Source organism: Cupriavidus sp. SW-Y-13 (assembly GCF_009793345.1).
Lineage (GTDB): Bacteria > Pseudomonadota > Gammaproteobacteria > Burkholderiales > Burkholderiaceae > Cupriavidus.
Window position 1 is genome coordinate 1,970,570 of the sequence record NZ_WHLX01000001.1, and the last position, 23,717, is coordinate 1,994,286.

General features: G+C 63.6%; 19 protein-coding genes. 2 read left to right on the forward strand and 17 right to left on the reverse strand.

Going from position 1 to position 23,717, the window contains the following annotated elements:
* Positions 1–26: 26 nt before the first annotated feature.
* The 17 genes from GA566_RS08795 to ltrA form a co-directional block, all read right to left on the reverse strand.
* Positions 27–761 carry an alpha/beta hydrolase gene (locus GA566_RS08795; protein WP_160472526.1) on the reverse strand — a complete coding sequence of 245 codons (735 nt, stop codon included), beginning with the start codon at positions 759–761 and terminating at the stop codon, positions 27–29.
* A 20-nt stretch (positions 762–781) separates the two neighbouring features.
* A complete protein-coding gene (locus GA566_RS08800) occupies positions 782–1,615 on the reverse strand; it encodes an EAL domain-containing protein (RefSeq protein ID WP_160472527.1) in 834 nt (277 codons plus the stop codon).
* 41 nt (positions 1,616–1,656) lie between these two features.
* Complete coding sequence (locus tag GA566_RS08805) at positions 1,657–2,583, reverse strand: ATP-binding cassette domain-containing protein (protein ID WP_160472528.1); 927 nt, start codon at positions 2,581–2,583, stop codon at positions 1,657–1,659.
* A gap of 16 nt (positions 2,584–2,599) precedes the next feature.
* Positions 2,600–3,412: an aliphatic sulfonate ABC transporter permease SsuC gene (gene ssuC / locus GA566_RS08810; protein WP_160472529.1), complete on the reverse strand. Its 813-nt coding sequence runs from the start codon at positions 3,410–3,412 to the stop codon at positions 2,600–2,602.
* A gap of 12 nt (positions 3,413–3,424) precedes the next feature.
* Positions 3,425–4,588 (reverse strand): FMNH2-dependent alkanesulfonate monooxygenase, encoded by a 1,164-nt coding sequence (ssuD, locus tag GA566_RS08815; protein ID WP_160472530.1) that lies wholly within the window; start codon positions 4,586–4,588, stop codon positions 3,425–3,427.
* A 25-nt stretch (positions 4,589–4,613) separates the two neighbouring features.
* Positions 4,614–5,642 carry a sulfonate ABC transporter substrate-binding protein gene (locus GA566_RS08820; RefSeq protein WP_160472531.1) on the reverse strand — a complete coding sequence of 343 codons (1,029 nt, stop codon included), beginning with the start codon at positions 5,640–5,642 and terminating at the stop codon, positions 4,614–4,616.
* 269 nt (positions 5,643–5,911) lie between these two features.
* A complete protein-coding gene (locus tag GA566_RS08825) occupies positions 5,912–6,919 on the reverse strand; it encodes a sulfate ABC transporter substrate-binding protein (RefSeq protein ID WP_137923993.1) in 1,008 nt (335 codons plus the stop codon).
* Positions 6,920–7,464: 545 nt separating this feature from the next.
* Positions 7,465–10,053, reverse strand: coding sequence for an ATP-dependent chaperone ClpB (gene clpB, locus GA566_RS08830; RefSeq protein ID WP_137923992.1), 2,589 nt, complete (start codon positions 10,051–10,053; stop codon positions 7,465–7,467).
* A gap of 231 nt (positions 10,054–10,284) precedes the next feature.
* A complete protein-coding gene (locus GA566_RS08835; RefSeq protein WP_160472532.1) occupies positions 10,285–12,441 on the reverse strand; it encodes a 3-hydroxybutyrate oligomer hydrolase family protein in 2,157 nt (718 codons plus the stop codon).
* Positions 12,442–12,732: 291 nt separating this feature from the next.
* Entirely contained in the window at positions 12,733–13,116 is a 384-nt protein-coding gene (crcB, locus tag GA566_RS08840) for a fluoride efflux transporter CrcB (RefSeq protein WP_137923990.1), read from the reverse strand.
* Between the two features lie 37 nt (positions 13,117–13,153).
* Positions 13,154–13,639: a molybdopterin synthase catalytic subunit MoaE gene (gene moaE / locus GA566_RS08845; RefSeq protein ID WP_137923989.1), complete on the reverse strand. Its 486-nt coding sequence runs from the start codon at positions 13,637–13,639 to the stop codon at positions 13,154–13,156.
* Between the two features lies 1 nt (position 13,640).
* Entirely contained in the window at positions 13,641–13,898 is a 258-nt protein-coding gene (moaD, locus tag GA566_RS08850) for a molybdopterin converting factor subunit 1 (RefSeq protein ID WP_137923988.1), read from the reverse strand.
* 15 nt (positions 13,899–13,913) lie between these two features.
* Positions 13,914–15,158 carry a gephyrin-like molybdotransferase Glp gene (gene glp, locus GA566_RS08855; protein ID WP_160472533.1) on the reverse strand — a complete coding sequence of 415 codons (1,245 nt, stop codon included), beginning with the start codon at positions 15,156–15,158 and terminating at the stop codon, positions 13,914–13,916.
* Positions 15,159–15,298: 140 nt separating this feature from the next.
* Positions 15,299–16,750, reverse strand: a complete 1,452-nt coding sequence (thrC, locus tag GA566_RS08860) for a threonine synthase (RefSeq protein WP_160472534.1) — start codon at positions 16,748–16,750, stop codon at positions 15,299–15,301.
* 9 nt (positions 16,751–16,759) lie between these two features.
* Positions 16,760–18,070: a homoserine dehydrogenase gene (locus GA566_RS08865; RefSeq protein WP_137923985.1), complete on the reverse strand. Its 1,311-nt coding sequence runs from the start codon at positions 18,068–18,070 to the stop codon at positions 16,760–16,762.
* A 51-nt stretch (positions 18,071–18,121) separates the two neighbouring features.
* Entirely contained in the window at positions 18,122–19,351 is a 1,230-nt protein-coding gene (locus GA566_RS08870; protein ID WP_160472535.1) for a pyridoxal phosphate-dependent aminotransferase, read from the reverse strand.
* Between the two features lie 204 nt (positions 19,352–19,555).
* Complete coding sequence (gene ltrA / locus GA566_RS08875) at positions 19,556–21,280, reverse strand: group II intron reverse transcriptase/maturase (protein WP_160472536.1); 1,725 nt, start codon at positions 21,278–21,280, stop codon at positions 19,556–19,558.
* A gap of 1,334 nt (positions 21,281–22,614) precedes the next feature.
* On the opposite strand from ltrA, the gene GA566_RS08880 reads away from it, so the two are divergent.
* Together GA566_RS08880 and GA566_RS08885 are read left to right on the forward strand one after the other, a co-directional pair.
* Positions 22,615–23,004, forward strand: a complete 390-nt coding sequence (locus GA566_RS08880; RefSeq protein WP_137923983.1) for an Mth938-like domain-containing protein — start codon at positions 22,615–22,617, stop codon at positions 23,002–23,004.
* 196 nt (positions 23,005–23,200) lie between these two features.
* Positions 23,201–23,662, forward strand: a complete 462-nt coding sequence (locus tag GA566_RS08885; protein ID WP_137923982.1) for a peroxiredoxin — start codon at positions 23,201–23,203, stop codon at positions 23,660–23,662.
* Positions 23,663–23,717: the final 55 nt, after the last annotated feature.

Sequence of the window (23,717 nt, forward strand, 5' to 3'; positions counted from 1 at the left end):
AATCTTTCCGAATTTTCTTAGATGTTTTAAATATAAGGCGATGTCGGGGTGACTTCCACGGAGGCTTCCCAGGTATCTGAGCCGTCACCTAACGCCAAAATTCGTCCATCGGAGTCGATTCGCTGCAACAAAGTGGCGAGCAAGCCCTGGCCGTTTGTCCAGTCCGCCAGTCCTGAATCGGCATTGATATGACCCAGCGCCCCGGCGTCGATCAGCTCGCTGCCCCAGAGCGTGCCCCAGCTAAACGCGGTGCGCTGGGACATCCACGGATCGTTGGTGCTGGCGACGAGAATGGTCGGAAACGGCAGCTTCCAGGTCGGGAGCAAGGCGCCGACGCCGAATTTGTCCGGATCGGCAGGCGCGACCAGCAAAGCCCCGGCGATGCCGACTGGATCGAGCGACGCCTGACGCAAGGTGGCGAGACATCCAAAACTGTGCGCCACGAGAACTGCGCCGCGCGAGGCCACGCGCAGCGCACGCGACACACCTTCGGAGACTCGCTCGGACCAGAGCGGCAGGCTTGGCCGGCCCCAGTCATGCTGTTCGATGCGTTGCCAATCGGGATACGCCGCTTCCCATCGGCTCTGCCAATGCGCTGGCCCGCTGCCATGCAGCCCCGGCACGGTCAGAATCTGCAAGCCGCGTGGCACTTCGATCCGCGTGACCGCACTGCCCGCTTTCGTCTCTCCTCGCGCGTCACGCTTGGCGCGTGGCCGTCCGCCTTCTTCCGCTCTTTCCCCTGCTCCTGCTGAAGCTCCCATGCTTTCCTCCTCCTGGCGTCTTACGTCCTGGAACTGCCTGCTTCGTGCACATGCAGATGTCGTGCCTGCACCGGGCCGCCGGCTACGGCCTCGCCCTGCCCCAGCGCGATGCCCGCGTTCTGGAGCCGCTCCACGATCTCGTCGTCGTTGAGCCGCCGACCGATCAGCGTCACGCCTGCCCCATCGGCACTGGCACGCAGGCCCGCGAGCTGGCGATCGGTCCACGTGCGGCGCATGTCGAGCTTGAGCCAGTCAGGCAACGCATGCGCCATCAGCGCGCCGGCTTCTGCCGGGTCCGATGCCTGCAGGCTCACGGCAAACCCGTTGCGGCGATAGTTGCCCACCACGTGCAGCAGCAGCGGCAGATCGTCGTTGGCGCTCGCCGGCACCTGGATCACAAAGCGATCGACGGGCAGCCCGAGAGATTCCAGCGCGCGCCGGAACGCGGCGCCGTGGTCATCGGCCACGGCCGCCAGCAGCCGGTTGTGAACGTTGAGCACGAGCCGGTGTTCACCGTGCGCCGCAAAGTAGTTCATCGCATGCACCAGCCGCGAGAGGCGGTCGAGCGACACCAGCGAGGCATCGTCCGCAGCCATCGCGAACAGCTTCCACGCGGCCAGCCCCACGCCGTCGCCGGCATAGGTGCGGATGGTGCCTTCGTGCGCCACCACCTGACGGTCGGCCAGCGTGGCCAGCGGCTCGAAGGCGCTCGTCAGCGAGCAGTTGAAGTACTGGCCCTGCACCTGGCCGCGCGCGTCGCGCCAAAGCTCGCGGCCAGGCACCGGCTCGCGTGGCAGGGTTTCGAGATATCGTTCGAGTGGCGCTAGAACAGAAGCAGCGGAAGCAAGGGTCATGGGTCAAGTCCATGTCGATGCGCGAATCGCCTGATTGACCATCATAGGAGTTCCGCGACCACCGACGTGTGAAGATTCAGGGGCGTTTGATTGGGCGTCGACGGCTGGCGCATCACGCGGCGCAGCACGGCATCCTCAAGTTGCGCGAACGCCGCCGATCCCCGCTGGCGGGGTCGGTCCAGCGGCACGCGCTGATCCAGTGCAATGCGGCCATCCTCGATCAGGACCACGCGGTCCGCCAGCGCCACGGCCTCGGACACATCGTGTGTAACCAGCAGCGCCGTAAAGCCGAGCCGGCGCCACAGCGATTCGATCAATGCCTGCATGTCGATGCGCGTCAGCGCGTCGAGTGCACCGAGTGGCTCATCGAGTAGCAGCAGGCGCGGATGGTGGACCAGCGCCCGAGCGAGCGCCACGCGCTGACGCTGACCGCCGGAGAGCCGCGCCGGCCATTCTCCCGCGCGATCCGCCAGACCCACCTGTTCGAGCACGGCGGCGGCATCGTCGCGCCGTTCGCGCGGCAGGCCCAGCGCCACGTTGTCGAGCACGCGTTTCCACGGCAGGAGCCGCGCGTCCTGGAACATCACGCGGATGCCGTCACGCACCGACTTGTCAGCGCGTCCGGCCTTACCGTCGACCCCATCGAGCGCGATGGTGCCGTCATCGGCCGTTTCCAGTCCGCCCACCAGCCGCAGCAGCGTGCTCTTGCCGCAGCCGCTCCGGCCGACGATGGCCACGAACTCGCCCGGCGTGACATCGAGGTCGATGCCGTGCAGCACCTCGCGGCCGTCATAACGCTTGACCACCTGCCGCACGTGCAGCGCAATGCCACCTTCAGCGCCTGCGTTCCCTTCATGGCGCTGCGCCTCGCGCGCCGTGCGCTGTTCGTCGCGAGCCGCCTCACGGGCCGCCAGCCCTGCGTCAATCCAGGCCACCGCAGCGGCTTCCATCGGATAGAGCGTTTGCATGGGGTTCTCCTAGTAATCAGTGAGCCTGGTAGCCCGGATGCCACCGCAGCCAGAACCGTTCCAGCGAGCGCGACAGCACATCGGCCAGCTTGCCCAGCAGCGCGTAGAGCAGGATGCCCACCAGCACCACATCGGTCTGCAGGAACTCGCGCGCGTTCATCGTCATGTAGCCAATGCCTGACTGCGCCGAAATCGTCTCGGCCACGATCAGGATCACCCACATCAACCCCAGCGAGAACCGCACGCCCACCAGGATGTTGGGCAGCGCGCCGGGCAGGATCACCTCGCGATACAGGCGCCAGCCAGACAACCCATAGCTGCGCGCCATCTCGACCAGCGCCGGATCCACCGCGCGGATGCCGTGATACGTATTCAGGTACACCGGGAAGAACACGCCCAGCGCCACCAGGAACAGCTTGGCCGTCTCGTCGATGCCGAACCACAGGATCACCAGCGGAATCAGCGCCAGCGTGGGAATGTTGCGCACCATCTGCAGCGTGCTGTCGAGCAGCGTGGCCACCGGGCGGAATGTGCCGGTCAGCAGCCCCAGCAGCAGGCCAAGCCCGCCGCCCACCGCCAGCCCAACCAGCGCCCGCCACGTGCTGACCCAGACATGGCGCCACAGCTCGCCAGACAAAGCCAGCCCCCACGCGGCTTCCACCACGGCCAGCGGCGCAGGCAGTACGCGGTTCGATAGCCAGCCCAGTTGCGAGGCCGCCTGCCACCCTACGATCAGCATCACCGGCACGATCCACGGCGCGATGGCCTGCCCAATAGCGCGCACGCTGCGTCGCGAAGTGGCGTTCGATCTTGCATTCGAAGAAGTCATGGCGATGGCTCCCTAGCTCTGCGACGCGCGCGGCACGATGCCCGTCGCCATCACTTCGCCAAACGGCCCGGACAGCACCTGCCCCGGCAGCTTGTCGCGCACGCGGCGCGACAGCAGCGGGAACACGAGTTCGGCGAACCGGTACGCTTCCTCCAGATGCGGATAGCCCGAGAAGATGAAGGTATCGATACCGAGTTCTGCGTATTCCTCGATCCGCGCCGCAACAGTCTTGGGGTCGCCGACCAACGCCGTACCCGCACCGCCGCGCACCAGCCCCACGCCAGCCCACAGGTTGGGGCTGATCTCCAGCGCCTCGCGCGAGCGGTTGGCGCCGCCAGCATGCAGCGCGGCCATGCGGCGCTGCCCTTCGGAATCCATCTTGGCGAACACGGCCTGCGCGCGGGCGACGGTGGCATCGTCCAGGCGGCTGATCAGGTTGTCGGCAGCGGCCCAGGCTTCGTCCTCGGTCTCGCGCACGATCACGTGCAGGCGGATACCGAAGCTCACCTTGCGGCCATGCTTTTCCGCACGGGCGCGCACATCGGCCACCTTCTTTGCCACTTCGGCGGGCGGCTCGCCCCAGGTCAGGTACTTCTCCACCTGTTCGGCCGCCAGATCGTGTGCGGCGGCCGACGATCCGCCGAAATACACCGGCGGATGCGGACGCTGCAACGGCGGGTACAGCACGCGCGCACCCTTCACCGTGATGTGCTTGCCTTCGAAACTTACCTCGCCGTTGTCATGGCTCGCGGCCAGTACGTCGCGCCAGACGCGGATGAATTCGGACGATGCCTCGTAGCGCTCGGCATGATCGAGGAACAGGCCATCGCCTTCCAGTTCGGCCACATCGCCACCCGTCACCAGGTTCACCAGCAGCCGGCCCCCGGAGATGCGGTCGAACGTGGCAGCCATGCGGGCGGCCAGCGTTGGCGTCATCAAACCCGGCCGCACGGCCACCAGGAACTTGAGCTTCTGCGTCACGGCAGCCAGCGCCGAGGCGGCCACCCACGGGTCTTCGCATGAGCGGCCAGTAGGAATCAGCACACCTTCGTAGCCCAGCGTGTCGGCGGCCACGGCGATCTGCTTCAGATAGTCGAAACCTACCTCGCGCGCGCCTTCGGATGTGCCAAGGTAGCGGCTGTCGCCATGGGTGGGGATGAACCAGAAAACTTGCATGTCGGGCCTCTTTATCGGTATGGAATCAGCGCTGGGCCTGGGCCGTTGCGGGGGCAGTCCAGGCAGCATCAGCCACCTTGATCGGCTTGGGAATCAGCTTGAGCGCCACGAAGGCGTCGGCAATGCGCTGCTGCTCGGCCAGCACCTCGGGCGTGACCGGCTTGGCGCCATACGAGAAGCGCGAGACGGCCAGATCGAGCACACCAGCGTCGAGACCGGTTTCCTTGACCAGCACCTGCGCGGCGTCCTTCGGATTTTTCTCGGCCCATTGGCCAAGCTGGAACAGTTCGTCGAGGATCACTGACACCACGTCAGGCCGGGCGTTCGCATAGGGGCGCGAGGCCAGATAGAACTGGTGATTGCTGACCACGTTCTTGCCATCGGCAGTGCGGCCATCGGCGAGCACGCGGGCACCCAACTGCTTTTCGGCTGCGGCCAGGAACGGGTCCCAGATCACCCAGGCATCCACGGCACCGCGCTCGAACGCCGCGCGCGCATCGGCAGGCGGCAGGTAGACGGGTTGGATCTCGCTCCAGGCAATGCCGGCCTTCTCCAGCTGGCGCACCAGCAGGTAATGCACGTTCGAACCCTTGTTCAGCGCCACGCGCTTGCCCTTCAGGTCCGTCACCGATTTCAGCGTCGAACCCTTGGGCACGACGATGGCCTCGGCCGTCGGCGCAGGCGGCTCATTGCCGATATAGGCCAGTTGCGCGCCAGCGGCCTGCGCAAAGATCGGCGGGGCTTCGCCCACGGTGCCGAAATCGATGGCGCCGACATTGAGCCCTTCCAGCAACTGCGGCCCCGCCGGGAATTCGGTCCATTTGACCGTGATGCCCTGTCCGGCCAGCCGCTTCTCCAGCGTGCCACGCGCCTTGAGCAGCGTCAGCGTGCCGTACTTTTGATAGCCGATCCGCAACTGCTTTGGGTTCACGGTCTGCGACTGGGCGCTGGCCGTGGTGGCGGTCAGGCCGTAAGCCAGGCCAGTGGCGATGACGAGGGCGCCGAGCAGCAGGCGTCGTCGTAGTGAAATCGGGCGGAAAACGGAAGCAGACATGGTGGACTCCTGAAATTGGAAATACGAAAGCGATGGCGGCACGACGCCCTGCCGGCGTGTCGGAGTCGACAGGCGGCATGCCAGACGTCAGGCTTTGGAATTCAGTTCAGGCGGGACATCGCCCCATGGCGATGCGGCTGGGCAAGGCGTGTACAGCGGCTACAGCGCGGCAAGCTGAGACGGCTAAGGCAGTATGGACAGCGGACATCGCAGGCTCCCTTTTCAGGCGCGCCGGGGCGGGCTGCAACGAGCCGCCCCGGCATCAGGCATTACCGCTTGCCAGGCAGGTAGACCTGGTCAAACGAACCGCCATCGGCAAAGTGGGTCTTCTGGGCCTTGGCCCAGCCACCGAACACTTCGTCGATCGTGAACAGCTTCACCTTCGGGAAGTTGGCCGCGTACTTGGCCGCCACCTTCTCGGAAATCGGACGGTAGTAGTTCTTGGCCGCGATTTCCTGGCCTTCGTCGGTGTACAGGAACTGCAGGTAGGCTTCCGCAGCCTTGCGCGTGCCTTTCTTGTCGACGACCTTGTCGACCACAGCCACCGGCGGCTCGGCCAGGATCGAGACCGACGGCGCCACGATGTCGAACTTCTCCGGACCCAGTTCCTTGATGGCCAGGATGGCTTCGTTTTCCCAGGCGATCAGCACGTCGCCCAGGCCACGCTCCACGAACGTCGTGGTGGCGCCACGTGCGCCCGAATCCAGCACCGGCACGTTCTTGAGCAACTGGCCGACGAATTCCTTCGCCTTGGTTTCATTGCCACCCGGCTGGCGCAGTGCATAGCCCCACGCAGCCAGGTAGTTCCAGCGCGCGCCGCCCGAGGTCTTCGGGTTCGGCGTGATGACCTGCACGCCCGGCTTCACCAGATCGTTCCAGTCCTTGATGCCCTTGGGATTGCCCTTGCGTACCAGGAACACGATGGTCGAGGTGTACGGCGAGGCGTTGTGTGGCAAGCGCTTCTGCCAGTCCGGCTTGATCAGGCCCTTCTCGGCAATGGCATCGATGTCGTAGCCCAGCGCCAGCGTGACCACGTCGGCGTCCAGCCCATCGATCACCGAGCGCGCCTGCTTGCCCGAGCCACCGTGCGACTGGCGAATCTGCACCGCGTCGCCGCCCTGCGCCTTGTACGCCTTGGCAAACGCGGCGTTCACGTCCACGTACAGCTCGCGCGTGGGATCATAGGACACGTTCAGCAGATTGGTGGCGGCGAAGGCGGTCTGGGCAGCGCCGAGGGCGGACAGTACGGCCAGGCCAATAGCCAGTTTGCGAATCATTGCAGTTGCTCCCGTCAGATATCGAATGTCGTGAAAAATATCGGCCCGGCGCGGCGTCGGTAATCGGCACGGTCGGGCTTCTGTCAGGAAGACAGGCTACCGGCCGGGCTATCTGAACGGAACGAATGGTTTCATCGATCCAAGCACGAAAAGTGCATAAGACCGGGCGGGAATATGGGTATGCGAGAGGATGGCGGAAGAGCCGTCAGCGACACGCCCAAAAGAAAAAACCCGCAGCGCCGGAGAAGCGCTGCGGGCCAAGTTTCCATTCCGGAAACGGGTAGACAAGTCATGAAGAGCGCCCCCGCATCTCCATGACGGAGTGAATAGTAGCCATTTGCCCCGATTCCTGAATTGATGCAAATCAATTGCTCGGCAAGCCGGGACGGAAAGCTGGAAAGTCGACAAATAGCTACGTTCTCGTAACAGGCAAATGGCGATCACTCCATCTGCGGGCCGCCACGAAAAAGCCCCCGCCTGCCGTGATGGCGGGCGGGGGCTTTGCCTTGCTACTGGCCGATCGGCCGATCAGCGGTTCAGCGGCCTCAGTGAACCAGCCGTCCGAACGTGAACTCGCCATCCTTGTAGTCCACCGGAATCACGTCCTTGGCGGCGAACTTGCCTTCGAGGATGGCGCGGGCCACAGGGTTCTCGATCTGCTGCTGGATCGCGCGCTTCAGCGGACGTGCGCCGAACACCGGGTCGTAGCCCGCGCTGGCGATTTTCTCCAGCGCCATCTCGGTGATATCCAGCGTCATGTCCATGCGGGCCAGGCGGGCCTGCAGGCGTTGCAGCTGGATGCGGGCGATGGACTCGATATTCTTCTGGTCCAGCGCGTGGAACACCACCACCTCGTCGATCCGGTTCAGGAACTCGGGCCGGAAATGCGTGCGCACCTCCTGCCAGACGGCGCCCTTCACCGCTTCCTGCGGCTCGCCGGACATCGACTGGATGATCTGCGAGCCGAGATTCGACGTCATCACGATCACGGTGTTCTTGAAGTCCACGGTGCGCCCTTGGCCATCGGTCAGTCGGCCATCGTCCAGCACCTGCAGCAGCACGTTGAACACGTCCGGGTGCGCCTTCTCGACTTCGTCGAGCAGAATCACCGCGTACGGCTTGCGACGCACGGCTTCGGTCAGGTAGCCGCCCTCGTCATAGCCCACGTATCCCGGCGGCGCACCAATCAGGCGGCTCACGCTGTGCTTCTCCATGAACTCGCTCATGTCGATGCGGATCAGGTGCTCTTCGGAATCGAACATGAACTCGGCCAATGCCTTGCACAGTTCGGTCTTGCCCACGCCGGTCGGCCCCAGGAACAGGAACGAGCCATACGGCTTGTTCTCGTCCGACAGTCCGGCACGCGAGCGGCGGATGGCGTCGGACACCAGCCGCACGGCCTCGTCCTGCCCCACCACACGGTTGTGCAGCCGGTCTTCCATCTTGAGCAGCTTCTCGCGCTCGCCCTGCATCATCTTGGCCACAGGGATACCCGTGGCGCGGCTGACCACCTCGGCAATTTCCTCGGCGCCCACCTGCGTGCGCAGCAGCTTGTTGGGCTGCTTCTCGGCATTGGCCTCGGCCTTGTTCGCGGCCTGCAGCTTGCCTTCCAGTTCGGGCAACTTGCCGTACTGGAGTTCAGCCACCTTGTCGAGCTTGCCTTCACGCTGCAGGCGCGTGATCTCCATCTTGATCTTCTCGATCTCTTCCTTCAGCGCGGCAGCACCCTGGGCAGCGCCCTTCTCGGCACGCCAGATCTCGTCGAGGTCCGCATACTCCTTGTCCAGCCGCACGATTTCCTGCTCGATCAGTTCCAGACGTTTGCGCGATGCCTCGTCGGTTTCCTTCTTGACGGCCTCGCGCTCGATCTTGAGCTGGATGTTGCGACGTTCGAGCTTGTCCATCGCCTCGGGCTTCGAGTCGATTTCCATCTTGATGCGCGCCGCCGCCTCGTCGATCAGGTCGATCGCCTTGTCCGGCAGGAACCGGTCCGTGATGTAGCGGTGCGACAGTTCCGCCGCCGCCACGATGGCCGGATCGGTGATCTCCACCTTGTGGTGCAGCTCGTACTTTTCCTGCAGGCCGCGCAGGATGGCGATGGTCGCCTCCACGCTCGGCTCCTCGACCAGCACCTTCTGGAAGCGGCGCTCCAGCGCTGCATCCTTCTCGATGTACTTGCGGTACTCGTTCAGCGTGGTGGCGCCGATGCAGTGCAGTTCGCCACGCGCCAGCGCCGGCTTGAGCATGTTGCCCGCATCGATCGCACCCTCGGCCTTGCCCGCGCCCACCATCGTGTGGATTTCATCGATGAAGACGATGGTCTGGCCTTCATCCTTGGCCACGTCGCTCAGCACGGACTTGAGCCGTTCCTCGAACTCGCCGCGATATTTGGCGCCCGCCAGCAGGCCGGCCATGTCCAGCACCAGCACGCGCTTGTTCTTGAGCGTCTCCGGCACCTCGCCGTTGACGATACGTTGCGCCAGCCCTTCGACGATGGCGGTCTTGCCCACGCCCGGCTCGCCAATCAGCACCGGATTGTTCTTGGTGCGACGCTGCAGGATCTGGATCGCGCGACGGATTTCATCATCGCGGCCGATCACCGGGTCGAGCTTGCCTGCACGAGCCCGCTCGGTCAGGTCGATCGTGTATTTCTTCAGTGCCTCGCGCTGCGATTCGGCATCGGCGCTATTTACCCCGTCACCACCGCGCACGGCGGTAATCGCCGCTTCCAGCGACTTGCGCGACAGGCCGTTCTCGCGTGCGATACGCCCCGTGTCGCCCTTGTCGTCGGACACGGCCAGCAGGAACAGTTCGCTGGCGATGAACTGGTCGTTACGCTTGATCGCTTCCTTCTCGGTAGCGTTCAGCAGGTTGTTCAGGTCGCGACCAACCTGGATCTCGTTGGTGCCCTGAACCTGCGGCAGGCGCTTGATGGCCGCGTCCAGCGCGGTCTGCAGGCCGGCCACATTGACGCCGGCACGCGACAGCAACGTGCGCGCAGAGCCATCGTCCTGCGCCAGCAGTGCACGCAGCAGGTGTTGAGGTTCGATGTACTGGTTGTCGTTGCCGAGCGCGAGGCTTTGCGCCTCGGCCAGTGCTTCCTGGAACCGGGTAGTAAGTTTGTCGATACGCATCAGGTGCCCTCTCTCAATAGTGAAAGTGTGTCCTGTTGCGGGGATGCGAGGTTACAGCTCGACGGCTGCTCTTGCGCGAAAGCCCTGCCGGACACGGTACTCCGGAAAGATAGGGCTTTGCCTTGACATTTCAAGCGGCGCTGTTGCAGTTTTGACAACCTTCCGGCGGAAAGCCGGAAGGTTGTGCTGTGGCGCCGACAGAAAGCCAGTCAGTTGGGGTTTGGTTAGCGCTTAGTTGGGAATATCCACCGTCGCGCCGCTGACCGTGATCACGTCACCGGCTGCCGGGGTGGCGGCCATCGGCGGGACGTTGGAGGGGAGAATCTGCGGGCCGACTGCAGCAGAGTTGCTGCCGCCCCGCGCCGTGGTCCGCACCACCTGCGACGGCGGCAACGCCGTGCCGTTGCGCAGGTTGGCGTAGACCGAGTCGAGCGCCCGGTTCAGGTACAGGTGAAGCGGGATGTATCGCGCCGCATAGCCGGGCAGCACATCGATGAACCCGTCAAAGTGCTGCGCGTTCGTCACCTCGATATACGAGAGCTTGCTGGCGCTACCCTCCACCGACTTGTTCAACCCGAGATAAGGTCGCGAGGTGTGATTCACCGGCAGCAGCGCATCGTTGCGGCCATGCACGATCACGGTCGGCTTGCCGCGCAGGTTGCCGTTACGGTACGTCTCGGCAATACCGGCCTGCACTGCAGCGTTGCCCGTCAGGGCATTGCGCAGGCACAGGGCGCCGTCGAGATTGGCGTCCGCGCGGGACGTGGATGGCGAAGTCGACGCGAAATCCTTGATCGGGCCGGTTGGCAACGGGTTGGCATCGTTGATCAGCGTGACGATGCCGCTAGGCGGCACGCCATTGCCGGTGGAGAAGAACTGCGCCAGCGTTGCGGCAGGGATCGCGAGGGGCTTGAAATCGGAACCCGTCACCGCAAAGCTGTAGTTGCAGAGCCGGTCAGTGACGCTGGCGCGTGCATAGGCGTTCGCATAGGTGACCGAAATCGAACTTGCGACTTCGAGTGCCGACAGCGACGCATAGAGGTCATCCGATTCCGACTCCCAACCCGCGTTACGTAGCGCCGTCCGGGCGGCAGCCGACTGGTCGTCGGTCGTCGCGCCGGTGACCAGGTTCTTGTCAGCCAGCGACTGGCAACGGTTCGTGGCTTGCAGCAGCGCGCCAGCCGACGGGGCGTTGACAAGGTTGACATCCTGCCGCGCGCAAAGCTGGAACAGGTTCGCCGTCGTCGTGTAGTCGTACAAATGCTTGCCCGAGGCCGGTACTTGTACGCCACCGCGTCGCACCACGATGGCCGGGCTGGGTGGCATTTCCACATTCGGCTCGCCCACCGCCACCCCGTCGATCAGCCCCGTCGTATCCTGTTCCGCCGCCGCAATCGCCGCGCCGCCGCCGTTGGAAACCGCCGACGCGATCACCAGCACATTGGAGGCCGAGAACGTGGCCTGCCGCACCCCGTCCGAGCCCATCGTGCCGTACTTGTCATTGATCGCGAACAGCGTGAACTCGATGGCCTGCAGCGTGTTCTTGCCCCAGTTGGCCTCGGGATTCTGCTGCGAATGCGCGTGCTTGAACGCCTGCCGGTGCGGATAGGCGGCGGTGAAATCGGCCAGCGACTGGCTGCCCGGCTGGGCAGCAAACTGCGCCAGCTTGCCCGCGCCGGCGCGGCCCTGCCGCGTACCGTTGATCAGCGGCACCGTGTCGCTGTCGAGGTCGTGCGGCGCCGCACCCGTGCCCTTGTCCGTGTAGGCCACGGCGCAACCGCGCTTCAGGCCCCACTCGCCCACCGCAATTCCGCCATAGATGCCACGCGACCCTGACGACGTAGCGCTGATGATGCAGGGATTGTTGCGGTCGAACGTATCCGGAATCTGCGCCATCAGCGTAACGTTCTGGCGACCCGTGCCGTCATCCGAGTAAGCGATGTATTCGACACCCGGCACCTTGCCTTGCCCGCTGGTCACATTGCCCTGCGCATCCACGTTCGGGCCGTAGAGCGAACCGTAGCCGCCCGCCGGGTTCACATCGACGATGGCGCGGTAGTTCGTGAAAATGGCATTGCGCCGCAACTCCGCCGCCGTCGGATTGTTCGGGTCCGCGAAGGCCGGCGCCGTCCCGCCGATGCCATCCTTGCCCAATCCGCCAGTGGCCAGGTCATCGCTGACGCCGTCATAGGTCTGAATGCCGATCGTCCCAACCACAAAGCTCGGCCGGTTGTTGGGGTTCTGCGTCGGACTGGGTGGAGTGCCAGTGTTCGAGGGTGGACCGTCGTCGCTGCCGCAGGCCGCCAGCGTCAGCGCGGCCAGGGCAGCGGTAACGGCAACAGACAGGGCGGTGCGACGGAAGGATGCGCGGGCATGGCTGGGCTGCATGGGATTGTCTCCTCGTTCTGGATCGGACTTATGGGAAAGCACGCCACAGTGCACCGGCACGCGAGGGCCGGGCACCTTGAATCGAGACAGCAACAGCAAGGGGCCGGATTGTGGGGATGCCGCGGCGGGCCGGCTAGCGCGCGCAGCTGGGGGAAGCAGTACAACCGGCGCTTGCAGTGCAGCAAGGCCGGTTCGTCAGGACATCATAGGCGCTAAACAGCACCCGAAGGGAGGCGGCGGGATCGGGAGTGTTACCTATGTCTCCGAACGCGAGCCCGCGCTAGGAAGGCGTCAGGCGAACAACGTCCGGTACGACCAGATGCCGACGGCAGTCAGCAGCACCGAACCGCCGAGATGCAGGACAAGATGCGCCAGCGCCCAGCGATAGTCACCGGACACCAGGTTATTCAGCACTTCGCTCGAAAACGTGGAGAACGTGGTCAGCCCACCCAGAAAACCGGTGATAGCGAGCAGACGCCACTCCGGCGGCAGGTCCGGATGGCTCTGGAAGAACGCCACCGCCAATCCGATCAGGTAGCCGCCGATCAGGTTCGACGCCAGCGTACCGTACGGAAGCGCCGGGTTCGCCGCATTCCACATGACAGAAAACCCCCAGCGCAGCCAGGCACCCACGGCGGCGCCCACGCCCACTGCTGCAAAGCCAAGCGGACCCATATTGTTCTTTTCGTTTGCGTTACGGTTTGGAAGGAAATTACTGTGCGGCGTCCGGATCGGCATTCAGCGAGGCAATGCCCCACCGCGCCAGCGCCGCATCGTCGGACACGCGGGCATCTACCCAGCGCGCACCATGGGGAGTCTCTTCCTTCTTCCAGAACGGCGCTTCCGATTTCAGGTAATCCATGATGAATTCGCACGCCTGGAACGATGCTCCACGGTGGGCCGAGGCCACGGCGACCAGCACGATCTGGTCCAGCGGCTGCAGCAACCCCACCCGATGGATGATCGTCACGCCCAAAAGCGGCCAGCGCTCCCGCGCGGCGGTCTCGATCTGCGCCAGCGCCTTTTCCGTCATGCCCGGATAGTGCTCAAGCTCCATCGTGCTGACCCGGGCGCCGTCACTCACGTCGCGCACGGTGCCGATAAAGCTCGCTACTGCTCCTACGCCGGGATTGCCTGCGCGCAGGGCAGCCACTTCCACGCCAAGATCGAAATCCTCATGCTGCACGCGCACCGTCATGTCAGCCTCCGGTCACGGGCGGGAAAAACGCCACCTCGCAGCCTTCGGCCAGCGGGGTATCGGCGCGGGCCACCGTGTGGTCCACAGCCATCCGCAGCGCCCGCCCTTCGGCCAGCGCCTCGGCCCATGCACCGCCACGGGTGCGCAGCCAGGCCCGCAGTTCTCCCACGGTTGCCACACCGGCAGGCACCTCGGCACGTTCGGCGCCCTGCCCCACCTGTTCCCGCACGCTGGCGAAGTATCGAAGTTCGAGTTGCATCGGATCGGAAAAGACTCAGGCCAGCAGGCTGGCAAATGGAATGAACTGCACGGTATCGCCGCGCGCAATCGGCTGGTTCGGCGGATTGTCGATCAATCCGTCGCCCCATACCGTCGAGGTCAGCACGCCCGAACTCTGGTTCGGGAACAGGTCCAGCCCGCCCGCATCGTTGAGCCGCGCGCGCAGGAACTCGTTGCGACGATCGCCCTTCGGCAGGTCGAAGTCGGCGCGCAACGCCAGACGGCGCGGCGTCACGTCTGCCACGCCTTGCAGGCGCAGCAGGAACGGCCGCACGAACAGCAGGAAGGTCACAAAGCTCGACACGGGGTTGCCCGGCAGGCCGATGAAGAAGGTCGGTCTTTCGTCGCCATTGCTACCGTTGCCCACCTGTCCGAATGCCAGCGGCTTGCCCGGCTTGATGGCGATCTGCCACAGATCCAGGCGCCCCTCGGTGGTGACCGCCGGGCGGATATGGTCTTCCTCGCCCACCGAGACACCGCCCGAGGTGATGATCAGGTCGTGGCCCTCGGCGGCACGGCGCAGCGTGTCGCGCGTGGCGGCCAGCGTGTCGGGCACGATGCCGAAATCGGACACTTCGCACCCCAGGTTCTCCAGCAGACCACGCAGCGTGAAGCGGTTAGAGTTGTAGATCGCACCGGGACGGAGCGGCTCGCCGGGCATCGCCAGTTCGTCGCCGGTAAAGAACACGGCCACACGCACGCGGCGAATCACGTCAAGCCGGGCCTGTCCCACCGAAGCGGCCAGCCCGAGCGCCTGCGGCGACAACCGCGCGCCGGTCGGCAGGATCACGCTACCCGCTTCAATATCCTCGCCGGCGCGGCGAATCCATTCGCCCGATGCCGGCACGTGATTGACGATGACGGCATCGCCATCGGCCTCACACTGCTCCTGCATGACCACGGCATCGGCGCCGGGCGGAATCAACCCACCCGTGAAGATGCGCGCGGCGGTCCCCGCTGCCAGTTCGCTGCCGACATGGCCGGCGGGAATGCGCTGCGAGACCGGCAGGCGCGTGCCTGCGGCTGGCACGTCGGCAGCGCGCATGGCGTAACCATCCATCGACGTGTTATCGGCCGGCGGCACGCGCAGCCCGCTCGTGACCGGCGCGGCCAGCACGCGGCCATTGGCGTCGAGCGTAGGGATGGATTCGATATCGGTGATGGGACGGGCGCCGGCCATCAAGGCGTCGAGCGCCTGGGCCATGGTCAGCATCGGAGGACGTGCCGCGGGTTGTGTCATGGAATCGTGGGGGTCTGGTTGGTCCCGCAAACGAAACAGCCCCCGGCGCGGAACGCTCGGGGGCCGTGGCAGCGGGGCCCGGCAAACCCGATTGTAGCGAGTTGGCGCCGAGCCGGCTTTACGCGTGCTGATACTGCAGATTACAGGCCGGTGTGCGCGGCGATGTACGCCTTGACCTTGTCGGCATCGGCGGGCATGACCTCGAAGCGCTGCGGCAGCGTCTCGATACCGTCGAATGCAGCGGGCCGCTCCGGCTCGTGGCCCAGTGCCTCGCGAATCGTGTCCGCGAACTTGGCCGGCAGCGCCGTCTCCAGCACCACCATCGGCACACCCGGCGACAGATGCTCGCGCGCCACCTTCACGCCATCAGCAGTGTGGGTGTCGATGGTCACGCCGTAGCGCGCCTTCACATCGCGGATGGTCGCCAGGCGATCTTCGTGCGTGCTGCGGCCCGAGACAAAACCGAACTGGCGGATGCGGTCGAATTCCGGCGTGCCGGCCAGATCGAACCCACCCTTCGTATCCACGTCGCGGAACATCGCGGCCAGCTTGTCGCCATCCTGGCCCAGCAGGTCGAACACGAAGCGCTCGAAGTTCGACGCCTTCGAGATATCCATGCTCGGGCTCGACGTGTGGTACGTCTGCGCCGAGGTCCGCACGCGATAGGTGCCCGTGCGGAAGAACTCGTCCAGCACGTCGTTTTCGTTCGTGGCCACCACCAGCTTGTCGATCGGCAGACCCATCATGCGCGCGATGTGTCCTGCGCAGACGTTGCCGAAGTTGCCCGACGGCACGCAGAACGACACCTTCTGGCCGGGGCCATCGGTCGCCAGCAGCCAGCCCTTGAAGTAATAGACCACCTGCGCCACCACACGGGCCCAGTTGATCGAGTTCACGGTGCCAATGCGCTGGCGGGCCTTGTATGCGTGATCGTTCGACACCGCCTTGACGATGTCCTGCGCGTCGTCGAACACGCCTTCGATCGCGATATTGAAGATATTCGGGTCCTGCAGGCTGAACATCTGCGCAGTCTGGAACGCACTCATCTTGCGGTGCGGGCTCAGCATGAACACGCGGATACCTTCCTTGCCGCGCATCGCGTACTCGGCGGCGCTGCCGGTGTCACCCGACGTGGCACCCAGGATGTTCAGCTTCAGTCCGGCACGCTTCAGTGCGTACTCGAACAGGTTGCCGAGCAACTGCATCGCCATGTCCTTGAACGCGAGTGTCGGACCGTTGGACAGGCCCAGCAGTTGCAGCTTCGTCCCGCTCTCGCCTTCCACGCCCAGCGTGCGCAGCGGCGTGATATCCGCCGTGTTGTCGCCCGGGCGCGCGTTGCAGTACACCTCGGCCCGATAGGTCTTGCGCGTCAGCGCACGCAGATCCTCGGACGGGATGTCGTCACAGAAGCGCGACAGCACTTCGTAAGCCAGATCGGCATACGGCAGCTTGCGCCACGCTTCCAGTTCGTCAGCGGTGATTTGCGGATACTGCTTCGGCAGGTAGAGGCCGCCGTCCGGCGCAAGACCGCCGAGCAGGATTTCCGAGAACGATTGCGGCATGTCATGGCCGCGCGTCGACTGATAGTTCATCGCGATTGTTTAATTCAGTTCTTCCATGCGCAGACGCGTCACCGGCGACAGCACCGTCTGCAGGCTTTCGATGCTGCGGATGGCGGCATTGATCTGCTTTTCGCGCGTCAGGTGCGTCAGGATGATGATGTCGGTCTGCGGCTCGCCCTCACGCGATTCCTTCTGCAGCATCGCGTCGATGCTGATGCCGCCTTCGGCCAGGATGCGGGTGATCTCGGCCAGCACGCCGGTCTGATCCGCCACGCGCATGCGCATGTAGTACGAGCTGGTGACTTCCTCGATGGGCAGCACCGGCACGCTCGACAGCTCGTCCGGCTGGAACGCCAGGTGCGGCACACGATGGTTGGGATCGGCCGTGTGCAGGCGCGTCACGTCCACCAGGTCGGCAATCACGGCCGAGGCGGTCGGCTCGGCGCCCGCGCCCTTGCCGTAGTACAGCGTGGCGCCCACGGCGTCGCCCTGCACCAGCACCGCGTTCATCGCACCTTCCACGTTGGCGATCAGGCGCGACGCCGGCACCAGCGTCGGATGCACGCGCAGTTCCACGCCTTCCTCACGGCGGCGCGTGATGCCCAGCAGCTTGATGCGGTAGCCCAGCTCCTCGGCGTACTTGATATCGACAGCGGAGAGCTTGGTGATGCCCTCCACGTGGGCGCGATCGAACTGCACCGGCATGCCGAAGGCAATGGCGCTCATCAGCGTGACCTTGTGCGCGGCGTCGATACCTTCGATGTCGAAGGTAGGGTCCGCTTCGGCATAACCCAGTTGCTGCGCTTCCTTGAGCACGGTGTCGAAATCCAGGCCCTTGTCGCGCATCTCGGACAGGATGAAGTTCGTCGTGCCGTTGATGATGCCGGCGATCCACTGGATGCGGTTCGCGGTCAGGCCCTCGCGCAGCGCCTTGATGATGGGGATGCCACCAGCCACGGCGGCCTCGAAGGCCACGATCACGCCCTTGCGGCGCGCGGCTTCGAAGATCTCGTTGCCATGCACGGCCAGCAGCGCCTTGTTGGCGGTCACCACGTGCTTGCCGTTCTCGATGGCCTTCAGCACCAGTTCGCGCGCGATGCCGTAGCCGCCGATCAGTTCCACCACGATGTCGATGTCGGGGCGCGTCACCACTTCGTTGGCGTCGCTGACTACATCCACCGAGCCACCGGTCAGTTCGCGGGCGCGCTCGGTGTTGAGGTCGGCCACCACCGCAATCTCGATGCCGCGGCCTGCGCGGCGACGAATTTCCTCCTGATTGCGCTGGAGCACGTTGAACGTGCCGCTACCGACGGTACCGATGCCGAGAAGGCCGACTTTGATGGGATTCATGGACGTCTGACTCTGGGTTGCTTGATACGAAAAATGGGGGACGCCCCGGCGTTACAGCGTGCCGTGACGTTTGCGATAGTTCTCAAGGAAGCGCGCCACGCGGTTGATCGCCTCGCGCAGGTCTTCCTCGTGGGGCAGGAACACGATCCGGAAGTGGTCCGGCGCGCCCCAGTTGAAGCCGGTGCCTTGCACCAGCAGCACTTTCGACTCCTGCAACAATTCGTAGATGAACTCCTGGTCGTCCTGGATCGGGTACATCGACAGGTCGAGCTTCGGAAACAAATACAGCGCCGCCTTCGGCTTGACGCAGGTAATGCCGGGAATCTTGGTAATAAGTTCGTAAGCCAGGTCGCGCTGGCGGCGCAGCCGCCCACCGTCGCCCACGAGATCGTTGATGCTCTGGTAGCCGCCCAGCGCGGTCTGGATCGCCCATTGGCCCGGCACGTTGGCGCACAGGCGCATCGACGAGAGCATGTTCAGCCCTTCGATATAGTCCTGCGCGGGACGCTTGTCGCCCGACACCACCATCCAGCCGGCGCGGTAGCCGCACGAGCGATAGTTCTTGGACAGCCCGTTGAACGTGACCGTCAGGACATCGGTCGAGAGCGACCCGATCGAGGTATGCGTCTCGCCGTCGTACAACACCTTGTCGTAGATCTCGTCGGCAAAGATGATCAGGCCATGCTCGCGCGCGATGACGACGATTTCCTTGAGCAACTCGTCCGAATAGAGCGCCCCGGTGGGATTGTTGGGGTTGATGATGACGATGCCGCGCGTGTTCGGGGTGATCTTGCGGCGGATGTCGTCGAGGTCCGGCATCCAGCCGTTGCCCTCGTCGCACATGTAGTGGACGGGCGTGCCGCCGGACAGGCTGACAGCAGCCGTCCAGAGCGGATAGTCGGGCGCCGGCACCAGCATTTCGTCGCCGCTGTTCAGCAGCGCGTTCATCGCCATGACGATCAGCTCGGACGCGCCGTTGCCCACATAGATGTCTTCCAGCCCCACGCCCTGGATCTGCTTTTCCTGGGTGTAGTGCATGATCGCCTTGCGCGCGGCGAAAATGCCCTTCGAATCCGAGTAACCCGCCGAATTGGGCAGGTTGCGCATCATGTCCTGCTGGATTTCCTCCGGCGCATCGAAACCGAACACGGCCAGGTTGCCGATGTTCAGCTTGATGATCTTGTGGCCCTCTTCCTCCATCTGCCGGGCCTTTTCCAGCACCGGGCCGCGGATGTCATAGCAAACGTTCTGGAGCTTGTTCGATTTCTGGATGGGTTTCACGGCGGAGTTGGCTGAGGTCAGGGCAGGCTGCCCGTCCCGGAGGCAGCGGTATTGGGAATCTTCTGGATTGTCCTGGGTGTCTGGCGGCGCGTATCGCCGTATGGCGTGGCGAGCGTGGCAGACCGGGAGGGTAGGGTAGGAGGAAGGTCATTGCTGACCCCCTCCCCCCTAAGAACCGTACGTGCGAGTTTCCCCGCATACGGCTCAAGCCTCTACAAAATATATGGACGAATCATACACCGGCTTCACTGCAATTCGGCCGTGGAAATGGACTTGAACGTGACAATCGGGGTGCAACAGCACGCGATTCCCTAGAGCGTCCGAACCCCCAGAAACTTTGGGTTCGATGTGATGGTCATGCCATCCGGTCTCTTTGGTGATCTTGCACTGACACACCGCACACAAGCCTCGCTGGGACATGAACAGCTTTGCCCACTGCCTTCGGTACGACATGTTTTCTACCATGCGTTCCTGCCGCAGTGTCTCACCATACATTTCCTGCGCCGGGTCGAAAGGATTGAAGTCCCCCCGAACTTTCTTGTGCCTCCGGACAGGTGTACTCGGTATCGAGTACAACTCCATCCAGTAGCGTTCGCCCGTCTTACCCAAAGCGTTGGTTCCAAACACCCAGTTTCGCGTTCCGACTGAGGCGAAGTACTTCTTTCGCACCCACTCGGTATTCTTTCCTCGGTGCCGCCGTTTTGCCCACCTCCACAGGGACCTAAAGATCAGGTACTCCATTCGGGTGAACGCCGCCTTCGCAACCACCGGGCTGTGATACTGCGCCCAGCCCCTCAGCATCGGATTCAGCAGGCCGATAAGATGCTCCTGCTTGACCGTCTTGTTGACTCTGATGACCTCCTTCACCTTGCGATAGAACGCTTGCGCGTTTTTCTTGCTCGGTTTAATGAGCAGCGTTCCCGAGTACTTCCGGAAATTCCACCCGAGGAAGTCGAAACCTTCGGCGATGTTGACGATTCGCGTTTTCTCCGCAGATAAGGTCAGTCCCCGTGTTGCTAGGAACTGTTCTACCCACGGCTTCACTTCGTTCTCTAAGACTTCCGGCGTGTTGCCGGTGATTACGAAGTCGTCCGCATACCGCACGACATTTACCTTTAGCTTCTTCGTGTTGGCGACTCCTAATTTCGCCCGCAAGGACGCCACTAGTTGCTGTTCCAACCCGTTCAGTGCCACATTCGCCAAGGTCGGGGAAATAATGCCCCCCTGTGGTGTGCCGGCTTCGGTCGCCTGAAACTGGCCCTGAAATACCACGCCAGCTTTCAACCACTTCCGAAGGATCGCTTTGTCCATTGGGACATTGCGCTCCAGCCAGTCGTGACTGATATGGTCGAAACACCCTTTGATATCTGCCTCCAGCACCCATTGAGCCGAAGCTCTTTTGGATAGGGAGACAAACAGCTGGGACATGGCATCCGCAGTAGAACGATTGAGTCGAAACCCGTAGGAGTTCAGATCGCTCGTCCCTTCGGACACCGGTTCCAACGCCAGCAAGTACAGCGCCTGCATGGCTCTGTCCAACATGGTCGGGATACCCAGAGGGCGCTCCTTTCCGTTGGCTTTGGGGATGAAGACCCTCCGTAATGGCATGGGCCGATACCCCCGGCGTCTCAACCGTCCGATGGCTTGCCACCGAACTTCAGGTGAGTTCCACACAACGCGGTCGACACCTGCCGTCCGCGCTCCTTGGTTAATCGCCACCCGTCTTACCGCCGATGCCTTGGCGGAGAACGAGCGGGTCAGAGATCGTTGCAGGGCTTTCACCCTGCGCCAATCTCCTTCCTGTGTTGCCTTCGCAATTCGAATCTGCATTGCTCGAACATTCCGTTCGACGCGGCGCCAATTGATGTCGCCCCATCGCTGCGGAATGCCGGAGGGCGCAGATTCATCCTCGCGGATCAATGCTTCCATGCTGCTCTCCTATCTTGAGGACTTCCCCAACTAGCAGAGACAACATGCCCCTTGAGGGGCATGTCACCCCCCAAGGGAAGAAAATTAAACAAGCGAGTTCAGTCAGCCGTCTTGCGACGAAAGACCAGTTGGAAGTCTGCCCGCTTTCGCGTGGGATGATGTTTCAACCCCTATCCGGACCATTACAGCCCGACGTTCGCTTTCTCCAACCTCCCATACCCGCACAGCCAACAGCGTTCCTTGCGGTTCGCTTGCCAGAGCCATACAGCGCCCCGGCAGCCATACGGGCTTACCACGTTCCCTGCGCGCTACAAGACTGGGTTAGGGCCTGCCTCTTCGCCGGTGATTTCGCGACGACGTGCTCCGACTTTCGAACGGAGCATCCAATCACACACCATGTTGGTTAGTGCCTGTCAGCAGCTTTGGCACGACCTTATTTACGACGTTTATCAGCAGTTCACATATGTTGCCCATACCAGCCAGCCTAGCTCCTCGACCCCATTGCTGCTCGGAGTCTCTGCGCCACTACCTCGCGATAGTGACGCACCCTTTCGGGGGCTACATTGTCAGGAGAGCTTCACACCCCACCGTTACCAGTGACGCATGTCTCCCTAGGCTACTGTCAGTCGCATGACAGGTTCTCTATCGAGGCACCCTCGCGGGCGTATTCGACCGAACCATAACGCGCAGAGCTATACGCTCCGGGAACCTCACTTCATAGCTTCAGTGCCTCCATACTGGCAGGCGCTTGACGACAGACGGGCTCTTGCGAGCGCATGACCTGCGTCCCAAAGAACGTAGCGCCGACCCAGACTGGGCCGGTTTGAATGCTATATAGCGAAGATGCGGCGAGACTACCGCCGCATGTCCACCCACCCCCTCCGGAGAGAGTGCGTACTGCAAAGACACTTGCCCAAAGGCAAGCGTCCCCGCCTTTGGGCAATGGCTGGAAATCCATCCAGCAAATAGCAAGCTGCAGGTCAGCCGATAGTCTGGCCTTCCCACAACACATGGACTCGCTCCAACCTTGCGGTTGGGCTTGTCAAAGCAAGAAATGGTTGAGATTGGACGGTTCAGGCCGAAGCCTTTCCCTTGTCTCAACAGAGGTCGATGCTCTTAACGTAGAGCGGCCGGACACGAATAAGTGCGTGTCGCACCAAAAGCTATAAGATATCGGATTATGACAGACTTCGGCATGGATTCTTGCATCGCAGCGTACCTTCCGGACCACTGCGCGCACGATCCTGCCACGAACCCGCCGCGCCCTCCCTTCCCTGGCGCTTCCGGCGAGCCTCAGGCCTCCCGGATGCAGCGCGCGGCACGAGGCCCCCGTCTTGAAACTCCACGCAGATTCCCCCCAGAACCTCAATACCGTGACCAGCTACGGTCCCGGCTATGTCGAAATCAACGCCGTGCGGCATGAGCAGTCGGTCCTTGTGCTGCCCCAGGGTGATGTCGAACCCTGGCCCGTTGCGCGGTTCGAGGATCTCGAACCCGCACACTTCGAGGCCCTGCTCGAAAAAATGCCAGAAGTGGTACTACTCGGCACTGGCCAGAAGCTGCGCTTCCCGCATCCCCGCCTGACTGCCGCCCTGGCGCGCCGGCATATCGGCGTGGACGCGATGGACTTGCAGGCGGCGTGCCGTACCTACAATATCCTGATGGCTGAGGGTCGCCGCGTGGCCGCCATCCTGCTGGTGGAGGATGCCGCGCCGCAGGGGTGATCGCGCGGTCCACTATCCATGCTTGACGGCCACGCCGTCTCGCGGATTGAAGACCGGTGGTTACAGGTTACGCCCGCGCCACGCTTGAAGTCTGGCTGACTGCCCCAATCTGCACCCGCCAATGGCGCAATCCCGGCGCAAGACCGGGGTGCTGCCGACACCGATGACGCACACGCCCTCCAGGAGAGCCACCAGCATGACCGTCAGTCTCAACAAGGCCGTTCCCGACTTCCAGGCTCCCGCTACCGGCGGGGACTTCCGGCTGGCCGACCAGCGCGGCAAGTCCGTGGTCCTGTACTTCTACCCCAAGGACAATACGCCGGGCTGCACCACTGAGGCCATGAACTTCCGCGACCAGCACGAGGCATTCGAGGCGGCTGGCGTGGCGGTGTTCGGCATCTCGCGCGACAGCCTGAAGTCGCATGAGAATTTCAAAACCAAGCTCGAACTCCCCTTCGAACTGATTTCCGACGGCGACGAGGCCATCTGCAATATCTTCGACGTCATCAAGATGAAAAAGATGTATGGCAAGGAAGTGCGCGGCATCGAGCGCAGCACCTTCATCCTCGACGCCAAGGGCGTGCTGCGTCACGAACTGCGTGGCATCAAGGTGCCGAACCACGTGGACGAGGTACTGGAGATCGTCAAGGGATTGTGAGGCCAGCGTGACAGTGGAACCGCTGAACCGCCAATCCAGTTGCGTGCCCGCTACG

What these genes read in the sequence shown, in the direction of transcription:
- ltrA (WP_160472536.1), bottom strand. Translation starts at nt 21,280, where the DNA reads ATGGAAGCATTGATCCGCGAGGATGAATCTGCGCCCTCCGGCATTCCG.
- GA566_RS08805 (WP_160472528.1), bottom strand. Translation starts at nt 2,583, where the DNA reads ATGCAAACGCTCTATCCGATGGAAGCCGCTGCGGTGGCCTGGATTGAC.
- moaD (WP_137923988.1), bottom strand. Translation starts at nt 13,898, where the DNA reads ATGCAACTCGAACTTCGATACTTCGCCAGCGTGCGGGAACAGGTGGGG.
- ssuD (WP_160472530.1), bottom strand. Translation starts at nt 4,588, where the DNA reads ATGCAAGTTTTCTGGTTCATCCCCACCCATGGCGACAGCCGCTACCTT.
- clpB (WP_137923992.1), bottom strand. Translation starts at nt 10,053, where the DNA reads ATGCGTATCGACAAACTTACTACCCGGTTCCAGGAAGCACTGGCCGAG.
- GA566_RS08820 (WP_160472531.1), bottom strand. Translation starts at nt 5,642, where the DNA reads ATGTCTGCTTCCGTTTTCCGCCCGATTTCACTACGACGACGCCTGCTG.
- GA566_RS08825 (WP_137923993.1), bottom strand. Translation starts at nt 6,919, where the DNA reads ATGATTCGCAAACTGGCTATTGGCCTGGCCGTACTGTCCGCCCTCGGC.
- glp (WP_160472533.1), bottom strand. Translation starts at nt 15,158, where the DNA reads ATGACACAACCCGCGGCACGTCCTCCGATGCTGACCATGGCCCAGGCG.
- moaE (WP_137923989.1), bottom strand. Translation starts at nt 13,639, where the DNA reads ATGACGGTGCGCGTGCAGCATGAGGATTTCGATCTTGGCGTGGAAGTG.
- GA566_RS08835 (WP_160472532.1), bottom strand. Translation starts at nt 12,441, where the DNA reads ATGCAGCCCAGCCATGCCCGCGCATCCTTCCGTCGCACCGCCCTGTCT.
- crcB (WP_137923990.1), bottom strand. Translation starts at nt 13,116, where the DNA reads ATGGGTCCGCTTGGCTTTGCAGCAGTGGGCGTGGGCGCCGCCGTGGGT.
- GA566_RS08865 (WP_137923985.1), bottom strand. Translation starts at nt 18,070, where the DNA reads ATGAATCCCATCAAAGTCGGCCTTCTCGGCATCGGTACCGTCGGTAGC.
- ssuC (WP_160472529.1), bottom strand. Translation starts at nt 3,412, where the DNA reads ATGACTTCTTCGAATGCAAGATCGAACGCCACTTCGCGACGCAGCGTG.
- thrC (WP_160472534.1), bottom strand. Translation starts at nt 16,750, where the DNA reads ATGAACTATCAGTCGACGCGCGGCCATGACATGCCGCAATCGTTCTCG.
- GA566_RS08800 (WP_160472527.1), bottom strand. Translation starts at nt 1,615, where the DNA reads ATGACCCTTGCTTCCGCTGCTTCTGTTCTAGCGCCACTCGAACGATAT.
- GA566_RS08885 (WP_137923982.1), top strand. Translation starts at nt 23,201, where the DNA reads ATGACCGTCAGTCTCAACAAGGCCGTTCCCGACTTCCAGGCTCCCGCT.
- GA566_RS08795 (WP_160472526.1), bottom strand. Translation starts at nt 761, where the DNA reads ATGGGAGCTTCAGCAGGAGCAGGGGAAAGAGCGGAAGAAGGCGGACGG.